Source organism: Virgibacillus tibetensis (assembly GCF_036026595.1).
GTDB classification, from domain to species: domain Bacteria; phylum Bacillota; class Bacilli; order Bacillales; family Amphibacillaceae; genus Virgibacillus_P; species Virgibacillus_P tibetensis.
In genome coordinates this window covers 258,905-283,830 of the sequence record NZ_JARZFX010000001.1, presented here as the reverse complement: position 1 = coordinate 283,830, position 24,926 = coordinate 258,905, and the positions used below count along the sequence as shown (strand labels likewise).

The window sequence follows — 24,926 nt, the reverse complement described above, 5'->3', positions numbered from 1 at the left end:
ATAATATGAAGGAACTCGTCCAACCCTTATAATTGACTAAATTATAGGGGTTATTTATTTTTCTCCCTTTCATATTGTGTTAAACTATCCTTTGGATAATTTTTTAATTGGCATGTTCAAGCACATCCTTGAATCATTTCACACGTTATAAAATTAATCACCGTACTGGTCCCAATTATAAGAAAAGTTTGACCCCCATTAAATTACATAGCTTTCTACCATTTAAATAACAGAATATGTGTAGTAACAAATACAAAATTTTATTTTCAAGGAGGAATCCCATTAGATGATATTTGCAGTATTAATTCCACTACTTATTGCATGTTTTGTTCCTATGTTAAGTAAATTGAAACATAGTATACATACTGGCATTTTCGTGTTTTTTGTCCCCTTTTCCATTTTTCTTTATTTTATTCAATTCGTTGGAGCTGGTTTTACTCCACTTAGACAAACGTATAATTGGATACCTTCATTAGGAATAAACCTTGATTTCTACTTGGACGGTTTGAGTTTATTATTCGTTTTACTAATAAGTGGTATTGGGGCACTTGTTGTACTCTATTCAATTTTTTATTTAGATAAACAGGAAAGTCTGGGGCATTTCTATGTTTATTTATTAATGTTTATGACAGCTATGCTTGGTGTTGTGCTATCAGATAATATATTTGTCCTATATACATTTTGGGAATTGACATCTATATCTTCTTTCTTATTAATTGGGTATTGGCATTTTAAAGAGCGCTCGAGGTACGGAGCCTTAAAATCAATGATGATTACAATTTTCGGTGGGTTAAGTATGTTTGGTGGCTTTGTGCTGCTGTCTGTTATCACAGGAACCACCAGTATACAAGTGATGATCCAGCAGGCAGACGTTATTCTAAACAATGATTACCTTCCATTAATATTAGGTTTAATTCTATTAGGTGCATTTACTAAATCAGCTCAGTTCCCTTTCCATATTTGGTTGCCGGATGCAATGGAAGCACCAACTCCCGTTAGTGCCTACCTTCACTCTGCAACTATGGTAAAAGCCGGAATATATTTGATTGCACGATTTTCTCCTGTATTTTCAACGTATGAATGGTTCTTTATTACTGTAAGCTTAGTGGGAATCATTACATTATGCTGGGGATCATATATGGCTGTAAGACAAACTGATTTAAAAGCTATTCTGGCTTTCTCGACAATAAGCCAATTGGGTATGATTATGGCAATGCTCGGTTTTGGTACCGAAGCAGCTGTATATGCTGCTGTATTCCATATCCTAAATCATGCTACGTTTAAAGGAAGTTTATTTATGGTTGCTGGTATAGTTGACCATGAGACAGGTACTCGAGACATAAGGAAGCTTGGCGGTCTGTTAACGTTTATGCCAATGACTGCAACCCTGGCTTTGTTCGGTACATTTTCAATGGCTGGTGTACCTCTTCCATTTCTAAATGGTTTTTATAGTAAAGAACTGTTCTTTGACGCTACACTTGGTCTAACTAGTGCGAATCTTCTTGCTCAAGCAATTCCTTACTTGGCTGTGCTTGGCAGTATATTTACATTTGTTTATTCTATCTATTTCTTCTTTGGAGTGTTTACAGGTCCAAAGAGATTTGATTTATTACCTAAAAAACCCCATGAAGCACCAATTGGAATGTTGATTTCACCTATTATACTGGTTTTAGGTGTTATATTAATCGGTTTATTCCCAAATTGGGTTAATGCTCCCTTCCTATTGCATGCAGCGGAGTCTGTAAATAGTGCAGTGGAATTTGAAAGTGTCTATTTCTGGCATGGTTGGGATAGTACAGCATTTATCATGTCACTAATTGTAGTGGTTATTGGAACTCTTCTATTCCTTACACGAAAACAATGGTATCCCGTTTATAATGTCCTACCAGGTAAATGGAGTTTTAACAAAGTATATGACAGACTGATCGAAAAGGTTGATACCTATTCAGCAAATATAACGAATTATTATATGACAGGATCGCTAAAGACATATATGTCTCTTATCTTAGTTGCCATTTTGGTTGTCACCTTTGGATTTATGATGGTTACAGATGGGCTTACGATTAATTATGATAACCTTGCCGAGATTACAATTCTTGAATTATCAGTAGTAGGAATTATGATTATTGCTGCTTTAGCAACCATTTTTACAAAGAACAATCTTGCCGCTATATTAGTCTTAGGTGTAGTCGGTTATGGTGTGGCAATACTTTTCGTTATTTATCGCGCACCAGACATTGCGTTGACACAACTTGTGATTGAAACAGTCACCGTTGCATTATTTTTACTATGCTTTTACCATTTGCCTAAACTTCGAAAAACAAATGAAGCTGCTGGTTCAAAAATTGTAAATGCTTCAATTGCAATTGGTTTTGGTACATTATTGGCTATTATAGGAATTTCTGCACACAGTACGAATGGCTTTGATTCAATCTCTGAATATTTTCTGGAAACTGCCTACACACTTGGTGGAGGTAAAAATGTAGTTAACGTAATACTAGTAGATATGCGTGGGTTGGATACATTACTTGAAGTAGCCGTACTGGGTATTGCAGCCCTAGCTATCTTCAGCCTCATTAAACTGAGAAAAAATAAGGAGGCAGAATAAATGGAAATAGTGACTTCAATTTTAGCAGGAGTTTTATTTGCAACAGGAGTCTATAATTTATTACAGAAGCAAGTACTCCGTATTGTTATTGGTACAGGATTAATCACCCATGGTGCTCACATATTCATACTCACGATGGGTAAATTAAAAACCGGGCAACCCCCTGTCTTGACAGATGGGATAACCGAGTATACAGACCCATTGCCACAAGCATTGATTTTGACCTCAATTGTAATAAGTTTTGGAGTAACTAGTCTTCTATTAGTGCTGGCTTATCGAACAGCACAGGAGAATAACACAGACAATATGGAACAGTTAAGGGGTAATTCAAATGAGTAACCTGGCAATATTACCAATCATTATTCCGTTAATAGCAGCGATAATTCTTGTATTTACAAACTCAAAGAAAAATATTTCTCGAGGATTGGCGAAGGTGTTTTCTTTAATTAGCTTAGGTGTCTCTGTATACATCACATGGTATGTATTAGAAAATGGGGCTGTTATACTAGAGACAGGTGGATGGGCAGCCCCATATGGTATCGTCTTGGTGGCTGATTCACTCGCAGTAATTCTTGTACTAACAACAAATATCATTGCGACAGCATGTGCATTTTATGTACCATATGCCGGCCTGGGGGACAGAGAAAAATATTACTTTCATCCTTTTTTCTTCTTCTTGATTACGGGTGTTTCTGGAGCATTTCTAACAGGTGATTTATTTAATCTTTTTGTCTTTTTTGAAGTATTGTTGATGGCTTCATATGGACTTATTGTTTTAGGGGGAGGAAAGGTACAGCTTAGAGAATCGCTTAAGTATTTACTAGTAAATCTTTTCTCCTCCATGTTATTTGTTACTGCAATTGCTTTCATTTACGGAGTTGTCGGAACAGTTAATTTAGCGCATATTGCTGAACGTGTTCAGGAAGTGGAGCAACAAGGTATCTTAACAACAATTGGCATTTTGCTATTCTTTGTGTTTGCAACGAAAGCGGCTCTGTTTCCGTTATATTACTGGTTGCCAAATTCGTATATAGTACCTAACCCTGTCGTGTCGGCATTATTCGGTGCATTGCTTACAAAAGTCGGGATTTATTCCATTATACGAGTCTTCTCTTTAATATTTGTTTATAGAATTGATCTGACACATGAAATATTCATATGGATTGCTGCTCTTTCCATGATATTTGGAGTCATTGGTGCACTTTCTACAACTAATATTAAATTGATTATAGCTTATAATATTATACCTGCTATAGGTTATATTTTAATGGGTGTTGGACTTTTCACCCAGGATGCGTTAAGTGGGTCCATCTATTATTTAGTTCACGATATGATTATAAAAGCTGCTCTCTTTTTACTAGTAGGAGTTATAGTTTATGTTGCAGGAACTTCTGATTTACGAAAAATGGGTGGCTTGATTCACTACTACCCGTTCTTAGGCTGGCTGTTGTTCATTTCTGGTTTTGTTTTAGCAGGTATTCCACCTTTCAGTGGTTTCATAGGCAAACTATTACTGCTTAAAGGTGCATTTGCAAGTAATGAAATAGCAATTGCGATAATTGGTTTATTGACCAGCTTATTAATCCTTTATTCTATTATGAAGATTTTCATCCAAGGCTTTTGGGGAGATAAAGATACATCTGGTAACTTTAAGAAAAAATCGACAAAGGGACTTATAGCCCCTATCATTGTACTTTTATCAATATCTGTTGTTTTAGGTCTAGGAGCAGAGTATTTTTATCCAATTGCAGACTCTATTTCAGCCTATTTACTTGATCCACAAATATACATTGATTCTGTATTAAAGGAGTAATCGACTATGGCCTTTCAAATTGTAATCAATTTAATTATTGCATTTATGTGGATGTTTCTAAGTGAATCCTACTCCACACCAAGTTTTATCTTCGGATATTTATTAGGGATATTCTTGTTACTCCTACTAAGAAGATTTGTGCCTGGCACATTTTATTTAAACCGTTTCATAAAAATATTTTTATTAATATTTTTATTTATAAAAGAGTTGATTTCATCTACATTTGACGTGGTAAAGCTTGCTTATATTCGAAAACCGAATGTGGAGCCGGGAATATTTGCACTTCCACTAGATGTTAAAAGCAGTTGGGAAATCACACTGCTATCGCTTTTAATTTCCTTGACACCAGGGACGTTAACGGTTGCTGTATCCAATGATAATAAGCAGTTATTTATTCATGCAATGAATATCGATAATATTGACCAATCAGTAAACTCAATTAAAAACACTTTTGAAAAAGCGATTATGGAGGTGACTAGATGATGGAGTTTCTGGAACTAACAGAAAATCTTATTGAAATCGCCTTGTATATTTGCTTTATCGGGATTTCAGCATCTCTTATTCTTCTTTTATACCGGATAATTGCTGGTCCCACTAATGCTGATCGTGCAGTAGCTTTGGATGCAATAGGCATAAATTTAATGGGTGTTGCTGGATTATTAGCTATCTTCCTAATAACTCCCAACCTGAACGATGTCGTATTATTAATAGGTATCCTTGCATTCTTAGGGACACTTGCCATTGCAAAATATCTAGAAAAGGGTGTTATTATTGATAGAGATCTGGAGTAATATCATCATAAATATTATCATTATAGTCTCTATATTAGTTGGAACGTTTTTTATTTTTTCAGCGTCTTTGGGTATTCTTCGCTTCCCGGATGTTTATACACGCCTTCATGCTGCAACGAAAGCTGCTACTTTAGGAATTTCAACCATCCTTATTGGTGCATTTTTGTTTCTGTATGTATCCCATTCTATTGTAAGTGGTAAACTGCTATTGGCAATTGTCTTTATCTTTTTAACAGCTCCTGTATCTGCACACATGTTAGCAAGAGCTGCTCATGAAAATGGGGTAAAGCCTTATTTAAAAAATAGAACAGACGCTTACGAAGAAGCTTTAAAGAAACGAAGGAAGAAACCAGGGAAACAAGCTTAGCCGGATAACTAAAAAAGAATGACTTTAAAACAGTCATTCTTTTTTAGTTTCTTATCAATTAAAAATAAAATGCAACAAATACTCGATTAAAACAATTAGATCTCGGGAATAAGGGATATAGTTATCAAAAAATACATATTTACTTCTGGTTTATAACTTGCCTGTTTGGACAAATTAATAATAGTACTATGAAGGATGAGGATTTCAACTATGAATACGTATAAATTATTATCAAGTTTACTGTTAAAAAAGATATATGGGACTCTACCAAGTGAAATAAACTCCATTCAACAAGACTCCAGAAAATGTGAAGATGGTACGTTATTTGTTTGTATTCGTGGATTTACCGTTGATGGGCATGACTATTACAAGGATGCCATAAAAAATGGTTCCACTGTCATAGTTGCAGAAGAAAAATTGGATATAAACCTGGAAAATGCCGCGTTAATTGTAGTTAACGACAGCGCAAAAGCATTGGCTATACTTGCAAATGAGTATTATAATTACCCTTCTACGAAAATGACTCTGTTTGGTGTTACAGGAACCAACGGTAAAACTACTGTAACAAGCCTGATGAACGCGATGCTTCGAAAAGATAATCAAAAAACAGCCCTTTCTGGAACGATTGGTTTTGATATTGATAATGAACTGGTTGTTAGTGACAATACCACCTGTGATTCCCTGACTAATCAGAAATTACTTAATCAAGTAAGTAATCAAGGGGTGGATCACGTCATTATGGAGGTATCCTCCCATGGCCTTTCTCAGGGCAGATTATGGGGTGTTGATTTTGATGTAGTAACATTTACTAATCTTACACATGATCACATGGATTACCATGCTTCAATGGAAGAATATGCCTATGTAAAAGGTTTATTATTTGCACAGCTTGGAAACAATTTAAGAGAACCGAAGTATGCCGTCTTGAATAGAGATGACCCTTGGTCAGAACGATTCAATTCTCACACTTCGGCCGAAGTTATAACGTATAGCATTTATGAAGATTCTGACTTCAAAGCTGTCGATATTAAATACCGCCAAGAGAGTACTTCGTTCACATTGCTTTCTCCTGAGGGAGAATTCTCAGCTGAGATGAAGCTCTTAGGTGAATTCAATGTTTACAACGCATTAGCTGCAATTGCTTCCCTATTCGCTAAAAGAATGCCAATTCGAAAATTAGTTGATATGTTAAAGGATCTTAAACCGATCAACGGAAGAATGGAAAAAGTAAATATTGATTCACCGATCACTATGTATATTGATTACGCACATACCCCAGATGCAATTGAAAAATCTATATTTTCTGTAATGCCGTTTAAAGAAAAAAGATTGATATTCGTCGCTGGTACTGGTGGTGATCAGGATGCATATAAACGTCCATTAATGGCTGAGAAGGCATCGCTTGCAGACTATGTAATATTAACAGTTAATGACCCTAGAAATGAGAGTACATCCAGTATATTAGCTGACATGGAAACAGGAATGCAGCATGAAAGATATTTATTAATCTCAGACCGGAAAGTGGCTATAAAAAAAGCAATTGAGTTAAGTGAACCTGGTGATATTTTAATTATTGCTGGAAAGGGTCAAGAAGAATACCAAATTATTGGTAACAAAAAAGTTCCTCACAGTGATGCTAATGTAGCAATAGAACATTGTCAGCATAAATATAAGCAATTAAGCCCATAATTTTTACTTACTTATACTGGACAGACACGAAATCCCCTTATGCTTCATAAAGATGTTATATAGGCAGATGCCCAGGGAGACATTTAAGGAGGTTGATGTGTTTGTCCGGAATTTTAAGTGTTCTTGCTCTTCTCATAAAAGAAGCTCTCTTTTTTGTATCCTATGTTAAAAATCACGCTTTCCCACAGCCTCTACCCCCAGATGAAGAAGCTAAATACATTAAAGAGATGCAAAATGGCAGCGGGACTGCCAGGAATAAATTAATTGAACATAATTTGAGATTGGTTGCACATATTGTTAAAAAATTTGAGAATACCGGAGAAGATGTAGAAGATTTAATATCCATCGGGACAATTGGCTTAATTAAAGGAGTGGAGAGCTTCTCCGCAGATAAGGGTACTAAATTGGCGACTTACGCTGCCAGGTGTATTGAAAACGAAATTCTGATGCATCTTCGTGCCTTAAAGAAGGTTAAAAAGGATGTTTCATTACATGATCCAATTGGCCAGGATAAGGAAGGTAACGAAATTAGTTTAATTGATATATTAGAAGCAGAAAACGAAAATATAATTGAGTATATTCAATTAAACATGGAGATTGCAAAAATGCAAGACTATTTTTCTATACTTGATAATCGCGAAAGGGAAGTGATTGTCTATCGCTACGGTCTAAATGACTATAAGGAAATGACTCAACGCGAAATAGCAAAGAAACTGAACATCTCTCGGAGTTATGTATCCCGAATTGAAAAAAGAGCTTTAATGAAGGTATTTCATGAGTACTACCGAAAAGAGAGAAAAATTTAAAAAATGAGCGCTTATGCAAAAGCATTAGCGCTCATTTTCCAATTCCCTTTCTATACGGTACTTTTGGAAATATAATATTATACCTGAAACTACAGATGTAAGTGAAAGGTATAATAAAATAACACCATCACTTGAAGGGCTAATATACGTATTAATAACCGCGCCCATATATAAATAACAACTTAAGATTAACAACGCTGCTATGAATCGTTGGTAGTCTTTAAGTTTAAGTTCTGCTTGTTTTGCTTTATCTTCCATCAAAAACTCTCCTTTCCTATATCGAATCATAACATAGATTGCTAGAGGACTTGAGAGGTAAATCATGGTTAAGTCATAGTTCTTTTATCATTGACATAATTAAACCAGCAGCATTTTTAGCTGCCTTTTCCAGGAAAGCATCGAAGGATACCGACGATTGTTTCCCAGCTATATCTGATAAAGCGCGTATAATAACAAAGGGTTTATTATACTGATAACAAACTTGAGCTATAGCTGCTGCTTCCATTTCTGCTGCAATCATTGAAGGAAACTTATCACGAACAAAAGCAACATGAGTCTCCTTATCCATAAAGGTGTCGCCTGTGGCAATAACACCTTCTTTATAATGTATATCCAATTGCTTTACTGCCTGACATGCCTTCGCTACTAGTGCGGTATCAGCATCGTACAATGCAGGCATACTGGGAACTTGTCCATAAGCATAATCGAAGGCCGTTACATCTACATCATGATGCACTACCTGTGTTGATATAACTATGTCCCCCACTTCCAGATCCTCAGCAAAGCCTCCTGCTGATCCTGTGTTGATTATGTGGGTAGGAGAATAACGCTCATGCATGATCGTAGTTGCCATTGCTGCATTAACTTTTCCAATTCCGGACTTTAATACTACAGTCTCTTTTCCTTTTAGAATTCCTTTTACGAATAAACAACCGGCGACAGTTTGTTCTTCTTTCTCTGTCATATTTCCCAGTAATAAAGCTACCTCTTCATCCATTGCTCCAATGATTCCTATTGTCATATATGTTCCTCCGATATGATTGTTTTATTAATAGTCCAATTTTTTTAGAACTTCAACCTTAGTTGGTTGCCAGCCTTCATTGTCAATCCAGGATAAAAAGACACGATAGCTCTCTGATTTATCACCATTTGAGACTGTTGCAACAACCCTTTGCTCTCCATCATTACCAACCCAGTAAGTTCTCATTTCATTTTCATTTAAACCAGTAGCAGCAGCTGCTGCTCTATCTATCTCAATTCGATCCTGGGAACCATCACTGTAATTAGTAGTATGTGGCCCCTCCTGCTCTGTTCCAACAGGTTGCCAATTACCAGTATAAGCCTCGATAACATTATCATCAGACGGCTCTGCCTGCTCTGTTACCACATCTTGATTATTCTCATTATTTTCTTCATCAGAATCCGTTGTCTCTTCCTCATTTCCTTCATCCGAAGTATCATCCTCTTCAGATGAGGTATCTTCCTCATTTGCATCATCTTCTGTATCTTCATCTGAGTCCGTATCATCATTTATTCTAATATCAGATGACTGTTCAGTCTGATCGTCGGAAGCCTCTTCATCGTCCCCACCACCAAATATCCACATGCCTAGCAAAAATATAACAAAAATACTACCAAGCAGGAGCATAATAGTAATAGATTTAGTGATTTTTCTGCGTTTTTCAAACTTATTTACTCTTGAATTTTTATCATATTCATTCATAGCTTTTATCCTCCCTGTGTTTACTCTATTATAGTATCATATTTCATAGTTGAATTTATATGTTTGAAACTTTACAGTTTGATTAAACAAAATGATTATTCACTGATAAGATCAGCAAATAGGGAAAGCAACAGCATGTCTCTCTGTTGTTTTCCCAAAGTTACAGGTAATAAAAACATGAATACCTAATTTATATGTTAAGCTGTGGTTTTACTAGAGGAGATGTAACTGTGACCAGTACTAGACAGTCTAACCACATATAAGGACGGAACAAGTAGTATCAACGAAGTAAAAAGAAAGAATGCGGGTCACTATCCACCCGCATTTTTTCTTTTTAATGAACTTTTACAATTTTAACTTGAATGTCTCCACCAGGTGTTGCTACATTAACCTCTTTTCCGATCTCGTGGCCTAAAAGGCTCTTTGCCATCGGAGAATCGTTTGATATTTTTCCTTCAAATGGATCAGCCTCAGCGCTTCCCACTATTGTATAAGTTTCTTCATCTCCATTTGGTAATTCTTTAAAGGTTACAGATTTACCTAAAGAGACGACATCAGGATTATCATTATCATTTTCAATGATGACTGCATTACGAATCATCTTCTCAACTTGCGCAATTCTTGATTCTACAAAAGCCTGATCTTCTTTGGCAGCATCATACTCAGAGTTCTCCGAAAGGTCTCCAAAATCCCGCGCTACCTTTATACGTTCAACTACTTCTTGTCTTCTTTCAGTTTTGAGATGGTGCAGTTCATTCTCTAACTTTTCTTTCCCCTCTACTGTCATATAAAAGCTTTTCTCTATTGCCATTTTAAAAACACTCCTTTTCTTTCTTCACGTGGTCATACAACTGCTACCATAATATAGGACTGTTCTGTGGTGAGTTCAATGAGTAAAAATATACTAATCATTACTATGGCAGAGTTTATTTAAATTTTCAATACTTTTCTTTCGTCTTTTCAATAAACTTTATGCTTAATTATTAAAAGTAGTATACAAAATGAAAAATCAGCAAATTATCCTATTTTAAGCGTTATTACTACTCTTCTGCCGGTTCTTACTCAATATAGTTTCGATCTTTGTAGCCATAATGTCTATTGCAACTAAGTTTTGTCCACCTTCTGGAATAATGATGTCAGCATATCGCTTAGTTGGTTCAATAAATTGCAAATGAGATGGCCGTACATTCCCTAAATATTGATCAATAACCGAGTCTAATGTTCTGCCTCGTTCTTTTATATCTCTTAAAAGACGCCGAATAATGCGCAAATCAGCATCTGTATCTACAAATACTTTGATATCCATTAACTCAACCAGCCTGGGATCCTCTAAAATAAGAATGCCTTCAACAATAATTACTTCTTTTGGTTCTACATCAACTACTTTATCGGATCGTGTATGAACCTTATAATCATAGACCGGCTTTTTAATATTATTATGGTTCATCAATTCATGAAGGTGGTTTATTAACAGGTCATTATCAAAAGCAAGTGGATGATCATAATTTGTGTTTAATCTTTCCTCCAAAGGTAAGTGACTTTGGTCTTTATAATAGTAATCCTGTTCAATAACAAGAATTGTTTTATCAGAAAATCGTTGGCATATAGAACGAGTTACAGACGTTTTCCCGCTGCCACTGCCTCCTGCTACACCAATAACGACTGGTTTGTCATGCATGATTTTGGTACCCCTTTCAGCTGTTTTTTACACTGATGGCAACTCCGTCTCCAATTGGTACTATTGACGTTGTGAAATCTGGATGATTAGTAAGCCACTCATTGTACAGTCGAATTTTTCCAACCATTTGTTTATGTCTTGGGTGGGCATTCTCTGGATTAGCCACATAACCTCTAAATAATACATTATCCGAGACGATTATGCCATCATTTGCTAACAATGGGCTTACCAGTTCAAAAAAACGTTTATATTGTCCTTTCGCAGCATCAATAAAGATAAGATTAAATGAAGATTTATGCAATTTAACGAACTCATCATTCAACACTTCCAATGCATCTCCCAGGACAGCATTTACATGATCATTTTTAGTTTGAGCGGTTATGTTTTCTATAGCTTGGTGATACCGTTGCTGATCTCTTTCAATAGTAGTTATGTTTGTTTCAGGGTAAGCTTCCAGCATGCGCAAGGCTGAGTAGCCAATCGCTGTGCCTATTTCCAATGTTTTTTTAGGCTTACTGATTTTTATTATTTGCATGAGGAAATTCATACTCACAGGTTCCATAATAGGCACCTTATTTTCCATTGCCTGTTTTTCTAAGTCTATTACCCATTGTTGCTGTTCTGGAATCCCCTGTTGCAAATAATTTGTAAGATATTCTTCCATTTATGACCCTCATTCTCTAAAAAAAATGGGAAATGTGAATAATGCCTTCACACTCCCTGTCTATTAATTAGGCTCTAATCGTACGTTTTGTTGTTTTTAATTATTGCAGCTTCTATAAACTGCAACGTAATCCGCTGCTAATATAGTATTTAGAAAAAGCCATTAATTTATATATTGTTCTCTATTTCGCAAATGTTCTTCATCAGTCTCTGCATAATGAATGTTCCCTTCATTATCATGCAAAAAATACATATAATCTGTATCCTCTGGATTGATAACTGCCTCTAGAGAGCTCTCTGCAAAATTAGCGATTGGTCCAATTGGCAATGCATCAATATAATAGGTGTTATACGGGGATTCAATTTCTAAATCAGCATATAATACCCTATCCTTATGTTCTCCTAATGCATACAAGACAGTAGGATCGGTCTGTAGTTTCATACCGTCTGCTAAACGGTTATAAAACACTCCTGCAATCTTATTACGCTGCTCCATTGTACTTGCCTCTTTTTCAACCAATGATGCAAATGTAATAGCTTCATGCATAGTAAATTCCTTAGCAGTTATTTCTTCCTGATAATTTGATACAACCGTTTGCGTTTTTTTAAGCATTTCTTCTACCACTGCTTCAACAGACGGCTCTTCTTCATAGAAGCTATAGGTTGCTGCAAATAAATAACCTTCTAGAGGTGTGCGAATATCTGGAGCTAAGATCTCTTCAGTTAATAGCGTTGGATATGTTTCCATTAATTGTTCAATATAGCTGAGTTCGTTTACCTTTTCAAGAAAATCATCTTTTTTAAAGTGCAGCTTTTCAGAGTAGATTGCTGCCATCTCTTCAATTGTTTTCCCCTCTGGAATTGTAATCGTGTGTACAGGTTCAGCGATTACTCTTCCACTTTGTAATGATTCAATTAGTTCATCGATTGTCATTGCTGTTGTAAACGTATATTCACCGGCTTGAAAGTCAGATTCATTCTTAAATTTTATGTAAAAACTAAAAATACGCCCATCTTTTATTAAGCCATTTTCTTCAAGGATCGTGGCAATAGTTGATGTAGAAGATCCAATGGGAATATCAACTGATACCTCCTCTTCATTTTCGGGGTCGACAGGTTGTAAAGCAGATTTCACATACATATAACCTGATATACCTCCAACTAAAAAGATAAGAACAAGTGAGATAATAATAATTGCAACGATTTTACGAACAGTTCTTGCTTCTTCGCTTCGAGCGATGAGATTGTCCCTAAAATTAATAAACTTTTTCTTCTTGGACATAAGTATCCCCCTCTCATCCGGTATATTATACTAAATTTCTACAAGATATTCCATTATTATCTTACTACCGTCTTTTAAAACAGAAAAAAAGCTGATGTTTATTGACATCAGCTCACATCTTTTATTCTTCATTCTCTTCTTCTGCCAGTGTATTAAGCATTTCCTCTACCATTTCCCATTCTTCATCTGATTCAATTGGGAAAAGGGAAAGATCATTATCGTCATTGTTTTTTTCTTCGTACCGGAAAGCATAAACCTCAACCTCTTCATCTTCTGTTTGTTCAACTGGTACAACAGCAATGTAAGAGTGATTTGTTTCATCTACATCAAAAGTAAATAAAACCTCAAATAGATGTTCTTCTCCATCTTCATCTGGAATTACAATTCTTTCTTTTTCTTCAAGTGCCATAAATAGTCACTCCTTTACTTTTGATTTAAATATCCCTGTAATATCATCGCAGCTGCCATTTTATCAATAACTTTTTTTCTCTTTTTTCTACTGACATCTGCCTCCAGTAAAACTCTTTCAGCTGCTACTGTAGTTAGGCGTTCATCCCATAGAACAGTTGGTATACCATGGGTTTCCTCTATATACCTTGCATAATCCTGTGATGCCTCTCCACGCTCTCCAATTGTTCCGTTCATGTTTTTAGGGAGGCCAACAATAGCTTTCCCTATTTCATGTTCGGATATAATTGCTTTTAATTCCTTGTCAGCAGATTGGAAGTCTTCTTCATTCCATTTAATTGTGGTTAAACCTTGTGCAGTCCATCCAAAAGAATCACTTACTGCAACACCAATTGTTTTGGATCCGACGTCTAGACCTAGTATTTTCATCTATTTTTCCTTTTGCTGTTCTAAATAGAATTTTACCAACTCTTCAATAACTTCATCACGCTCGATTTTACGGATTAAGTTCCGAGCATCTTTATATCTTGGGATATACGCAGGATCACCAGAAAGTAAATAACCGACAATCTGGTTTATCGGATTATATCCTTTTTCCTTTAACGCTTCATGTACAGTGAATAGGATTTCTTTAATATCCTGGTCAAATGGTTCCTCTGAAAAATTAAATTTCATTGTTTTATCAATAGAGCTCATAGTGACACCTCGTTCTTAGAATAAACTATTCCTTGTCTGATAAGTAGACACCGGAAAGCTTTTATTATACTTTAAACCATAAAAGATTAATATTCCTGAACGTACAAGTTTTACCATCATCTAATATTCTAACATGTTTAGATGAATTATTATATCTTTTTCACTTCCTTGAGTGTTAGCGAATGCTATTTTAAATTGTCTATTACATACTGCTCAGCAAATTGTAGAGCTTCAGTAATTTTCGCTGGATCCTTCCCACCAGCTTGTGCCATATCCGGTCGACCGCCGCCACCACCACCGCAACGTTGGGCGGCCTCCTTTATTAGATTGCCTGCATGCAGTCCTCTTTCATTTAAATCTTTTGATACACCTGCGGCTAACTGTACCTTTTTATTATTTTCTGCTGCTAATAAGATCATAACAGATCCTACCTTCTGTTTAATATCATCCACCATATTTCTCAACTGATTCATATCATTTACGTTAACCTTTTGAGCTATTACCTTAACACCCTGTACTGTATTAACCTGATCTAAAATGGTGGATACTTCAAGATTTGATAATTTAGCACTTAATGACTCATTTGCTTTTTGTAAGGTCTTTGTTTCTTGATACATATCTTCAATTCTTTCAGGAAGTTTTTCTTCATTAGTTTTTGCTAACTTTGCTGTCGTTTGTAAAAGATTTAACTTATTACTTGTATATATATAAGCATTTTTACTTGTTACTGCTTCAATTCTTCTTGTACCAGCACCTATTCCTGCCTCAGAAATAATTTTGAATAAGCCGATTTCAGATGTATTTCCTACATGACAGCCACCACATAACTCGACGCTGTACTCGCCTATTTGAACAACACGGACAATATCACCATATTTCTCTCCAAATAGGGCCATTGCCCCCATTTCTTTTGCTTCTTCTATTTTTTTATTATCAATTTCCAAAGGAAGAGATGACCAAATTCTTTTATTTACTGTTTGCTCAATTTCTTGCAGCTGCTCCTGTGAGACAGCACTGAAATGAGAGAAGTCAAACCTGAGTCTATCAGGTGTCACGAGTGAACCTGCCTGGTTAACATGACTTCCAAGCGTATCCTTTAGTGCCTGATGAAGCAAATGCGTAGCTGTATGGTTTTTTATTACATCCGAACGAAATTGTGAATCCACGATTGCTTTAACCACATCGCCTGCTCGTAGTTCACCATCTTTTATCTGAACATGATGGATGTGTTGCCCTTTAGGTGATTTCTGAACATCTTTCACATAAGCAGTTGCACTATCTGTGTAAATCCAACCTGTGTCTGCAACTTGACCACCGCTCTCAGCATAAAACGGGGTTTCGGCTAAGAATAGATACACTTCCTCATCCGCACACGCAGATGTTACGGCCTCTTTTCCACTTATAATTGTCGCAATCGTTGTTTCTGTTTCTAAATCGCTGTACCCAATAAAGTCACTTGAAACATTTATTTCACTTATAATGCCATCCTGGACTTGCATGGAATCTACTTTTTGTCGAGCATTCCTGGCTCGCTCTCGCTGTTTTTGCATTTCTTCGTTGAACCCTGCTTCATCAACCTTAAAGCCTTGTTGTTCAACGAATTCTTCTGTTAATTCCTTTGGAAATCCATACGTATCATATAAACGGAAGACCTCAACCCCTGGAAACACAGAATTGCCTTTTCCCTTTTCTTTATCCATGATTGAATTTAATATTTCCAGTCCATCATTCAATGTTTCATGAAAGCGTTCTTCTTCAACCTTCACTATGTTCTCAATTAACTCTCTTTTCTGAAGAACTTCAGGATAGAAGTCCTTCATAATATCTCCGACTGTTAACACTAATTCATACATAAACGGTCTCTCAATACCAATTTCCTTCGCAAAGCGAACAGCTCTTCGTAACAACCTCCTTAATACATACCCTCTGCCTTCATTTGATGGAACAGCACCATCACCAATTGCGAAACTGACAGTTCGGATATGGTCTGCAATGACTTTAAAAGCAGTATCACTTCCTATAGCCTTTCCATAGGTAGTTGTTGCTAACTCCTCCGTTTTTTTGATGATGGGCATGAATAGATCGGTTTCAAAATTTGTAGGAACATCCTGAATAACAGACACCATACGCTCAAGCCCCATGCCGGTATCAATATTTTTCTTGGGAAGTGGTGTATACGTATCATCTGGATTATGATTGAATTGAGAAAAAACCAGATTCCAAATTTCTAAATAACGATCGTTCTCTCCACCAGGATACAATTCGGGATCTTTTGGATCATTTCCGTATTTTTCACCACGATCATAAAAGATTTCTGTGTTGGGGCCACTTGGTCCTTCACCAATGTCCCAGAAATTTTCTTCCAAACGAATAACTCGTTCCTTTGGTACCTTTATATCATTTATCCAGATATCGTAGGCTTCATCATCTTCCGGATGAACGGTTACTGACAGCAACTCAGGATTAAACCCAATCCACTTATCGTTTGTTAAAAACTCCCATGCCCATTCCATGGATTCCTTCTTAAAATAATCACCAATCGAAAAGTTGCCTAGCATTTCAAAGAAGGTATGGTGCCTTGCTGTAAATCCAACGTTTTCAATATCGTTGGTGCGGATTGATTTCTGTGCATTTACCAAACGCGGGTTATCCGGAACAGAACGGCCATCGAAATATTTTTTTAGTGTTGCTACTCCACTGTTTATCCATAATAAAGTAGGATCATCTTTTGGTACTAGTGAAGCACTTGGCTCAACTTGGTGGCCTTTTTCTTTAAAAAAGTCTAAAAACATTTGTCTCACTTCAGCTGATGTTAACTGTTTCATTTGAATACCTCCGTTTATCTGTATAGTCTTACTAATTAAAAAAACCCCATCTCTGCATAATTGCAGGGACGAGATTTTCGCGGTACCACCCTAATTATGAACATATACCTAAAATGTTCATCACTTAATCATGTTAACGGTATGTAACCGACGGGTGTTAACCGTACTCCAGTTTAGCTTTCCATGATTCATTACATAGGATTTCTCTCAGCCAGTGAAAATCCCTCTCTTTTAAATCGATTATCATGTACTTAGAACCTTCAACGTTTTATTTATACTAGTTAAGCGATATTATAGAAAACTTTACTCATAATGTCAATTATATCACTTAAAAGCTAACATATGAGTGGTCATAACTTTCAGGATTGTCATTACTGGAACAGCAATAATCATTCCAATTATTCCAAATAGCTGCCCACCCAATAATAACGCAAAAATGATGGCAACAGGATGAATATTGATACTTTTTCCGACAATGTATGGTGCTAATAAATTACTTTCAACTAGTTGTATTACAAATATACCTATTACAACAAATATAACCAACTTACCAGACATTGTAAAAGCTATCGCAATCGCTGGGACTGCACCGATTATTGGTCCAAAATAAGGAATCAGATTAGTCAAACCCATTATAACGGCTAGTAATAACGCGTAGTTAACGCCGAGTAAATAAAACAAAACAAGGGACGTTATACTGACAAAAAGAGATACAATAAATAACCCACGTATATAATTTCCCAGACTTTCATCAATTCCATGTACTATTTTACTGGTCTGTCTACGATACCTCTCAGGGATGAATTTCTTAAAAAAGGATTTAATTTTACCATAGTCTTTTAAAAAATAAAAAACAAGCACAGGTATTACAGTTAAAAGCACGATCATATCAAAAATTCGTGTAAATCCGGATACTAGCTTAGTAAGTAGATTATCTACAGCTGTTTCTATTCGATTAATTAGCTGGTCCATTTTATCATGAATAGTTTCAGGTAAAAATGAGGTATATTCATATGCTTGATAGATTAAATTTTGATACGTAGCTATAAATTCAGGCAATTGGTCGTTAAAATCACCCAATTGCTGAATCATTGCGGGATATACACGATAAATTAAGTAAGCAACACCGCCAAAAAACAATAGATAGATGAGTGAAATTGCCAAGCCTCTAGGGATGTTACAGCTATGTATTTTATCTATGATAGGATACAGTAAATAAGCAATTAGGCAAGCGATAATAAAGGGGGACAACAGACGCCAGGAAAATGAAAGTACTGTACCATACATCGGAAACAGTTTGACAAGCAAGTAAAAAAACAAGAAAAGAAAAATGCCAATAATAAGCCAGTAAAGAAGCGCTAGACTTTTTTTGTATCGAAACATGGTGTCCACTCCTTAGTACAAGAATTTAACATTAATTGCATCTAAGGTTTACCACTGCATCTTTCTTTCATCTTCAGAAAACAGATCATCCAGTGAACTTAAAGACCCGTCAGCCTCTACCTGGTGAACAGTCATTTCATTTTCTATTATTGACATCTCAATAAAACAGGTCCAACAATAATATTGGTCTGTACCGATCTTTCCCAGATCTTTTCCACTGCAATTCGGGCATCGCATCATCACAAATAAAGCTCCTCACATAAACTAAATTATTATGTTATGCTAACCCGAATTTTTAAAAAATATACATGAAGTATTACATAAAGTCATATGGTGAGATTTCTTTTTCATCAGATTCCGCCTCAGATGACTGCATAATTGGGATTCTTTCCAACAAATGCTCTCTTAAAGAGGTGTATCGCTTATTCGTATCCATTGTCTGTATACCTCGTAAGAATGCATGTACTTCTCCGCAGATAATAAGTGATTCTTTACTTCTAGTTATAGCTGTATATAATAAATTCTTCCGAAGCATACGATTATACGCGGAAACAACAGGTAAAATAACAATCGGGAATTCACTTCCCTGTGATTTATGAATTGACACACAGTAGGCATGCATTATATTCATATAGTCCTTACGTTCGTATACGATTTCTTTTTCTTCAAATAAAAGTACAAGCTGTTCCACATTATCCGTATTTTCATCTTCTTTAAAAATCGCCACGACTTCGCCAATATCCCCGTTGTATACACCATCTTCCGGCTGATTAACAAGTTGGATTACCTTATCACCGACTCGATAGGTGATATCATTTGCTTTCACTTCTCTTTTTTGTGGAGTTTTAGGATTAACTAATTGCTGCAGCTGCTTGTTTATCAAAGTAATACCAGCCTGGGAACGATACATTGGAGCAAGAACCTGTATATCCTTTATATCGATCCCTTTAGCGATTGCCTTTGAAATAATTTTTGTAATTACATCGATTACATGGTATTCATTGCAATTTATAAAACTAAAATCTTCATCATTTTTAAGTTTATCAATCGTACAAGTGTCATTTTTGATATCGTGGGCGAGTTGAATTATTTTAGATCCTTCTTTTTGGCGGTATACTTCATTAAGACTGACAAATGGTATCAATTCACTGCTTAATAAATCAGAAAGCACTTGTCCTGGACCAACAGAAGGAAGTTGATCCTCGTCACCTACAATAAGAACTTGCATATCATCTGGGATAGCTTTAAAAAGGTTATTAGCAAGCCATATATCAACCATTGAAAATTCATCAACAATTAGAAATTTCCCAGATAAAGGGTCATTCTGATTTCTCTCAAACCCATCCTTTCCGTCCCATCCCAACAACCGGTGTATCGTCACAGCAGGTAGTCCAGTAGATTCCTTCAGTCGCTTAGAAGCTCTACCTGTAGGCGCTGTAAGTACAAAAGGGTACTCATCTCCATTATCGTAATCTTTCGGATCCAAAGATAGCTCTTGAATAGCTGCATATGCATTAAGAATTCCTTTAATTACGGTGGTTTTACCTGTACCCGGACCACCTGTAACAATCGCAACCTTAGAATGCAGTGCTTGGTTGATAGCTTCGAATTGATCTTTCCCATAGCTTAATATTTCTGTTTCTTCAATATCCCCAATTATTTTCATCAATTCAGCTAATGGTATATCCTTTTCAATTGGTTTCTCAATAATTCTCTTTAAGTGAGAAATAAAGCCATCCTCAGCATAATAAAGAGAAGGCAAATATATATTTCCATGTTGAATAATGACTGATTTATCGGTATTCATTTCCGTTAGTCTAGTAGAGATGACTTGATCTGATAACTCCTGGTTCGATAATAGATCCAGCACTTGCCGTACGCAGATTTCTAGTGGCAAATACACATGGCCCTCTTGAACACTTTTTTGGAGAACATAAATACACCCAGCTCCGATCCGATTTGGATGTGTCAATGAGAGGCCGTTTTTTCTCGCTATTTCATCCGCCGTTTGAAACCCGAATCCTTCAATATCAAATACATATCGGTACGGATCTTCTTCCAAAGTATCTATAGCCTCATCTTTATATGCTTCATAGATTTTTTGTGCCATTTTTAATCCAACGCCGTAGTTGGACAGATAAACGACTACATGTTCAAAGCCTTGGTTTTCCTGTAAACTTTTTGTCAAAAGCTCTGAAGTTGCCTTCTTTATACCTGGGATAGTTGATAAGATATCTGGATTATTTAGAATTTTTGAGATTGCGCTTTCTCCTAAATGCTCAACAATACGAGTTGCTGTCTTTTCACCCACGCCAAAAAAAAGATCACTTGAAAGATAGGAGATTAACCCATCTTTTGTACTGGGGATAAACGTTTGATATGCGTTTACTTTATACTGCAGTCCAAATCTCGAATGTTTTTCAAAATCACCAAAAAAATAGTAGGTTGTTTGTTCCTGAAGATTAGTAAAGTAGCCTTTTGCGACAACCTCTTTTTCATTAAAATCTTCATTTGTTTCCTGAACTTTAATTTTTGCAATTGAAAAGTGTTCTGTTTCATTATGAAAAATAGTATAAAGAACTTCGCCCTTTATATATCCTTTTTCATTAGATTGTCCATCAAGTCCCATCAAAAACAACCCCACTATCTTCTTACTTTTCGTTATTGTTTACTATATTTTCAACATTTTTCTTGCCATTCGCCGCTAGTACGTGATCAGGTTGTACACGAAGTGCCTCATCAAAATGTTGCATGGCCGTTTGTATATTATCGTTAAATAAATTTATTACACCAAGATTATAGTGAGCGTCACTATGATCAGGGTTCATCTTTAAAACTTTGATCATGGCGGTTTCTGCATCTTTAAGGTGGTTGCTCTGCGCCAGTGAGAGTCCATACTGGAATAACATTTCTTCATCATTGGCATCAAGCTCGGTAGCACGGAGCAGGTATGGCAATGCCAATTTATAATGTTCCTGTTGTTGAAATGTCATGCCCAACAAATAGTATACATCTGCCTCCTCTAATCCAAGATCAATTGCTTTTTGAAAATTTTCCTGCGCTTTTGGATAAATTGATTGCTCCAGATAAAGGTTCCCTAAACCATAGTATGCAGTTGCAGCATGTTCATCTAGTTCAATTGCTTTTTCAAAAAATCGTTGCGCCCTTTCCAAGTCATTTACATGTACTAATAAATTACCAAAGTTTATATAGCCAACTGGGTCATCTGGTTGTTCATCAATAATGTCAGAAAACAGATTAGCAGCTTCTTCGTATTTATTTTCTTTCATGAATTTAATTGCTTGTTTATTTTTATCCATTTAAAGAACTCCTTATAAAGTGAAACTTCGTCCGGTTTAACCTACATAATCCAGTGACTGGCTGTCTTTCATAATTTCATCAATTGTTCCGCCACCAAGGCACACTTCACCGTCGTAAAACACGACAGCCTGTCCAGGTGTTATTGCACGTGTTCTCTCCGCGAATTCAACATTTACTTTTCTATCTTCAAGTAAAGTCACAGTGACTGCACTGTCTTTTTGACGATAACGAAATTTCGCTGTACAAGTAAATTTATCGTTGATCAAATCCGGATTTATCCAATTTACATCTGTGGCGAGTAAGCCATCAGAATATAAATGTTCATTTTTAAATCCTTGCTCTACGTATAATACATTTTCTTTTAAATTCTTTCCTATAACAAACCATGGATCACCAGAGCCACCAATACCAAGGCCTTGACGCTGACCAATGGTATAATACATTAAGCCATCATGACGTCCTATCACTTCATTGGACAGAGTTCTCATTTCTCCAGGCTGTGCTGGTAAATATTCACTTAAAAATTCTTTGAAATTTCTTTCTCCAATAAAACATATTCCAGTACTATCCTTCTTTTCAGCTGTTACAAGTCCCCGGTCTTTGGCAATTTCTCTTACCTCCGATTTTGGTAAGTGACCTAAAGGAAACATTACTTTTGCTAACACATCTTCTGTTAATTGGTTTAGAAAATACGTTTGATCTTTGTTGTCATCGACACCACGTAGCATTTCAATCCGACCATCCGTTTTTCTAACCTGTGCGTAATGCCCTGTTGCTAAATAGTCAGCCCCTAATGACAATGCATGATCCAAAAATGCTTTAAACTTAATTTCTTTATTGCACATAACATCAGGGTTTGGAGTCCTTCCTGCTTTGTATTCATCTAAGAAATAGGTAAACACTTTATCCCAGTACTGTTTTTCGAAGTTAACAGCATAGTAAGGAATATCCAATTGATTACAGACCCGAACAACATCATCAAAATCTTCCGTGGCTGTGCATACACCAAATTCATCTGTGTCATCCCAATTCTTCATAAAAATACCGACTACATCATAGCCTTGCTCTTTTAGCAGCAATGCTGTTACTGAAGAATCGACACCTCCACTCATTCCAACTACTACTCGTGTATCTTTATTATCCTTCATTACATTCACTATCCTTTACGAATTTAATCGTTTAACAATTTTCGCCACCCGCTCAGCAGCTTCTTCTACATTCTCCACTGTGTTATATAAGCCGAAGCTAAAACGGATTGAATTCGTGGTACACTCATTATCTTCACCAAACATAGCAGATAATACATGGGAAGGTTCTACAGATCCTGCTGTACATGCACTTCCGCTTGAAGCTGCAATCCCTGCCAGATCGAAATTAGTAAGAAGTGTCTCCACATTAGTCCCGGGAAAACTTATATTTATAATTGAAGCTATGGTTGAATTATAATCACCATTGATTTCGAATTGAACATTTTTTTCTTTTAGTTTTTTCATAAACAGTTTCCTGTAGCTTTGATATAACTTCGTTCGCTTCACCCTGTTATCCATTGCCAGCTCTACTGCTTTTTGAAAGCCTGCTGCACTAACTACATTTTCGGTGCCGGCACGCCGCTTGCGTTCTTGTTCTCCCCCGAATTGGAGAGGACTGAGTTTTATACCTTCAGCAACATATAGAAAACCAATTCCTTTGGGCCCATTTATTTTATGGGAGGATACGGATAACATGTCTACCATCAATTCGTTGACATTTATATCTAATAAACCATAGGCCTGCACTGCATCTGTGTGAAAGTAGGCTTGATGATTACGTAATAATTCGCCAATTTCATGAATAGGCTGAATGACGCCTGTTTCATTGTTCACAAACATAATAGACACCAATATGGTTTCTTCTGTCAGACTGTTTTTAAGATCACTAACAGCTATTTTCCCAGTTTCATCTACAGGCAGGTAGGTTACGTCAAATCCCTGATTTTCCAGATATTCTACTGTATGCAAAGCAGCATGATGTTCCTGCATTGTTGTAATAATGTGATTCCCTTTGTTTTTGTTACTTAGGGCTGCTCCAATAATTGCCATGTTATCAGCTTCGGTTCCACCGCTGGTAAATATAATTTCTTTCTCATTAGCATGAATACTTTTTGCCATAACTCTTCTTGCCACATCCAAATGCTGCCTCGCCTTTCTGCCAAAAGAGTGAACACTGGACGGATTCCCAAATACTTCGTCATATATAGGATACATTACATCAATAACTTCTTTGTGAACTGGCGTGGTTGCTGCATGATCCATATAAATTGGTTCCATGGTTACATTTCCTTCCTGTATGAAAGCTTAAATATAAAACATATAAGCTTCTTGTGGTTCGTCATTATTATGATGCATCAAATCATCTAAAGTAGTCGTATCCAATACGTCTTTCACTGCATCTCGAATACGAATCCATAATGCTTGCTTTGCTGGCTCTTCATCCTCAATACCTTCTACTGGAGTTATTGGTCCTTCAAGCACGCGAATAATGTCCCCGGCATTTATTTCTTTCGGTTCCCTTGCCAGTACATATCCACCATACGCACCTCTTATACTCTTGATTAACCCTGCATTACGAAGGGGTGAAGCAAGCTGCTCTAAATAATGCTCAGACAAGTTATTTTCACGAGCTATTGATTTTAAGGACGTAGGTCCATTACCATATTTTTTTGCTAATTCTATCATTATTGTTAAACCATATCTTCCCTTGGTTGAAATTTTCATATCGTACACCTCTATTTTCCTATAATGCTACATTACATGATATTATAGCATGAATAGTATGGTTCTTGCATTTTATCAGGATCAGGATTACGCTAGATTATAGAGATTCGAAACGTAATA

26 protein-coding genes and 1 other annotated feature are annotated in these 24,926 nt (G+C 36.2%); of the genes, 8 read left to right on the top strand and 18 right to left on the bottom strand.

Annotated elements, in window-relative coordinates; translation table 11 throughout:
• Window positions 1-286 precede the first annotated feature (286 nt).
• The 8 genes from QGM71_RS01570 (at window position 287) to sigK (ending at window position 8,074) form a co-directional block, all read left to right on the top strand.
• Window positions 287-2,608 carry a Na+/H+ antiporter subunit A gene (locus tag QGM71_RS01570; RefSeq protein WP_327605753.1) on the top strand — a complete coding sequence of 774 codons (2,322 nt, stop codon included), beginning with the start codon at window positions 287-289 and terminating at the stop codon, window positions 2,606-2,608.
• A complete protein-coding gene (locus tag QGM71_RS01565; RefSeq protein ID WP_327605752.1) occupies window positions 2,609-2,947 on the top strand; it encodes a Na(+)/H(+) antiporter subunit C in 339 nt (112 codons plus the stop codon). It begins immediately after the preceding gene.
• Window positions 2,940-4,421 carry a Na+/H+ antiporter subunit D gene (locus QGM71_RS01560; RefSeq protein WP_327605751.1) on the top strand — a complete coding sequence of 494 codons (1,482 nt, stop codon included), beginning with the start codon at window positions 2,940-2,942 and terminating at the stop codon, window positions 4,419-4,421. The genes QGM71_RS01565 and QGM71_RS01560 overlap by 8 nt, the downstream gene beginning before the upstream one ends.
• A gap of 6 nt (window positions 4,422-4,427) precedes the next feature.
• The gene (locus tag QGM71_RS01555) at window positions 4,428-4,904 is read left to right on the top strand and encodes a Na+/H+ antiporter subunit E (RefSeq protein ID WP_327605750.1); all 477 of its coding nucleotides are present in this window, start codon (window positions 4,428-4,430) and stop codon (window positions 4,902-4,904) included.
• The gene (locus QGM71_RS01550; protein WP_327605749.1) at window positions 4,901-5,212 is read left to right on the top strand and encodes a Na(+)/H(+) antiporter subunit F1; all 312 of its coding nucleotides are present in this window, start codon (window positions 4,901-4,903) and stop codon (window positions 5,210-5,212) included. The genes QGM71_RS01555 and QGM71_RS01550 overlap by 4 nt, the downstream gene beginning before the upstream one ends.
• On the top strand, window positions 5,193-5,579 hold the full coding sequence (gene mnhG, locus QGM71_RS01545; protein ID WP_327605748.1) for a monovalent cation/H(+) antiporter subunit G: 387 nt from the start codon (window positions 5,193-5,195) through the stop codon (window positions 5,577-5,579). The genes QGM71_RS01550 and mnhG overlap by 20 nt, the downstream gene beginning before the upstream one ends.
• A 210-nt stretch (window positions 5,580-5,789) precedes the next feature.
• On the top strand, window positions 5,790-7,268 hold the full coding sequence (locus QGM71_RS01540) for a UDP-N-acetylmuramoyl-L-alanyl-D-glutamate--2,6-diaminopimelate ligase (RefSeq protein ID WP_327605747.1): 1,479 nt from the start codon (window positions 5,790-5,792) through the stop codon (window positions 7,266-7,268).
• A gap of 101 nt (window positions 7,269-7,369) precedes the next feature.
• Complete coding sequence (gene sigK, locus QGM71_RS01535; protein ID WP_327605746.1) at window positions 7,370-8,074, top strand: RNA polymerase sporulation sigma factor SigK; 705 nt, start codon at window positions 7,370-7,372, stop codon at window positions 8,072-8,074.
• Between the two features lie 24 nt (window positions 8,075-8,098).
• On the opposite strand, the gene QGM71_RS01530 is transcribed toward sigK, so the two are convergent.
• The 18 genes from QGM71_RS01530 to cymR form a co-directional block, all read right to left on the bottom strand.
• On the bottom strand, window positions 8,099-8,332 hold the full coding sequence (locus QGM71_RS01530) for a YrhC family protein (protein WP_327605745.1): 234 nt from the start codon (window positions 8,330-8,332) through the stop codon (window positions 8,099-8,101).
• Between the two features lie 73 nt (window positions 8,333-8,405).
• On the bottom strand, window positions 8,406-9,095 hold the full coding sequence (gene mtnN, locus QGM71_RS01525; protein ID WP_327605744.1) for a 5'-methylthioadenosine/S-adenosylhomocysteine nucleosidase: 690 nt from the start codon (window positions 9,093-9,095) through the stop codon (window positions 8,406-8,408).
• Between the two features lie 27 nt (window positions 9,096-9,122).
• Window positions 9,123-9,797 carry a YrrS family protein gene (locus QGM71_RS01520; protein WP_327605743.1) on the bottom strand — a complete coding sequence of 225 codons (675 nt, stop codon included), beginning with the start codon at window positions 9,795-9,797 and terminating at the stop codon, window positions 9,123-9,125.
• A gap of 334 nt (window positions 9,798-10,131) precedes the next feature.
• On the bottom strand, window positions 10,132-10,608 hold the full coding sequence (gene greA / locus QGM71_RS01515) for a transcription elongation factor GreA (RefSeq protein WP_327605742.1): 477 nt from the start codon (window positions 10,606-10,608) through the stop codon (window positions 10,132-10,134).
• Between the two features lie 216 nt (window positions 10,609-10,824).
• Window positions 10,825-11,475: a uridine kinase gene (gene udk / locus QGM71_RS01510; RefSeq protein WP_327605741.1), complete on the bottom strand. Its 651-nt coding sequence runs from the start codon at window positions 11,473-11,475 to the stop codon at window positions 10,825-10,827.
• Window positions 11,476-11,491: 16 nt separating this feature from the next.
• On the bottom strand, window positions 11,492-12,139 hold the full coding sequence (locus QGM71_RS01505; RefSeq protein ID WP_327605740.1) for an O-methyltransferase: 648 nt from the start codon (window positions 12,137-12,139) through the stop codon (window positions 11,492-11,494).
• Between the two features lie 162 nt (window positions 12,140-12,301).
• Complete coding sequence (mltG, locus tag QGM71_RS01500) at window positions 12,302-13,420, bottom strand: endolytic transglycosylase MltG (protein ID WP_327605739.1); 1,119 nt, start codon at window positions 13,418-13,420, stop codon at window positions 12,302-12,304.
• Window positions 13,421-13,541: 121 nt separating this feature from the next.
• Window positions 13,542-13,829, bottom strand: a complete 288-nt coding sequence (locus tag QGM71_RS01495; RefSeq protein WP_327605738.1) for a DUF1292 domain-containing protein — start codon at window positions 13,827-13,829, stop codon at window positions 13,542-13,544.
• A 14-nt stretch (window positions 13,830-13,843) separates the two neighbouring features.
• Window positions 13,844-14,257 (bottom strand): Holliday junction resolvase RuvX, encoded by a 414-nt coding sequence (ruvX, locus tag QGM71_RS01490; protein ID WP_327605737.1) that lies wholly within the window; start codon window positions 14,255-14,257, stop codon window positions 13,844-13,846.
• Window positions 14,258-14,524 carry an IreB family regulatory phosphoprotein gene (locus QGM71_RS01485; protein WP_327605736.1) on the bottom strand — a complete coding sequence of 89 codons (267 nt, stop codon included), beginning with the start codon at window positions 14,522-14,524 and terminating at the stop codon, window positions 14,258-14,260. It abuts the gene before it with no gap.
• Window positions 14,525-14,709: 185 nt separating this feature from the next.
• Complete coding sequence (alaS, locus tag QGM71_RS01480; protein WP_327605735.1) at window positions 14,710-17,349, bottom strand: alanine--tRNA ligase; 2,640 nt, start codon at window positions 17,347-17,349, stop codon at window positions 14,710-14,712.
• Between the two features lie 61 nt (window positions 17,350-17,410).
• Window positions 17,411-17,622: a binding site (T-box leader), on the bottom strand.
• Between the two features lie 51 nt (window positions 17,623-17,673).
• Entirely contained in the window at window positions 17,674-18,732 is a 1,059-nt protein-coding gene (locus QGM71_RS01475) for an AI-2E family transporter (RefSeq protein ID WP_327605734.1), read from the bottom strand.
• Window positions 18,733-18,780: 48 nt separating this feature from the next.
• Window positions 18,781-18,972, bottom strand: a complete 192-nt coding sequence (locus QGM71_RS01470) for a hypothetical protein (protein ID WP_327606393.1) — start codon at window positions 18,970-18,972, stop codon at window positions 18,781-18,783.
• A 76-nt stretch (window positions 18,973-19,048) separates the two neighbouring features.
• Window positions 19,049-21,361, bottom strand: a complete 2,313-nt coding sequence (recD2, locus tag QGM71_RS01465; protein WP_327605733.1) for an SF1B family DNA helicase RecD2 — start codon at window positions 21,359-21,361, stop codon at window positions 19,049-19,051.
• 22 nt (window positions 21,362-21,383) lie between these two features.
• Entirely contained in the window at window positions 21,384-22,052 is a 669-nt protein-coding gene (locus QGM71_RS01460) for a tetratricopeptide repeat protein (protein ID WP_327605732.1), read from the bottom strand.
• A gap of 36 nt (window positions 22,053-22,088) precedes the next feature.
• Entirely contained in the window at window positions 22,089-23,201 is a 1,113-nt protein-coding gene (gene mnmA / locus QGM71_RS01455; RefSeq protein ID WP_327605731.1) for a tRNA 2-thiouridine(34) synthase MnmA, read from the bottom strand.
• Window positions 23,202-23,216: 15 nt separating this feature from the next.
• Window positions 23,217-24,359 carry a cysteine desulfurase family protein gene (locus tag QGM71_RS01450; RefSeq protein WP_327605730.1) on the bottom strand — a complete coding sequence of 381 codons (1,143 nt, stop codon included), beginning with the start codon at window positions 24,357-24,359 and terminating at the stop codon, window positions 23,217-23,219.
• A 27-nt stretch (window positions 24,360-24,386) separates the two neighbouring features.
• Window positions 24,387-24,806, bottom strand: a complete 420-nt coding sequence (gene cymR / locus QGM71_RS01445; protein WP_327605729.1) for a cysteine metabolism transcriptional regulator CymR — start codon at window positions 24,804-24,806, stop codon at window positions 24,387-24,389.
• Window positions 24,807-24,926: the final 120 nt, after the last annotated feature.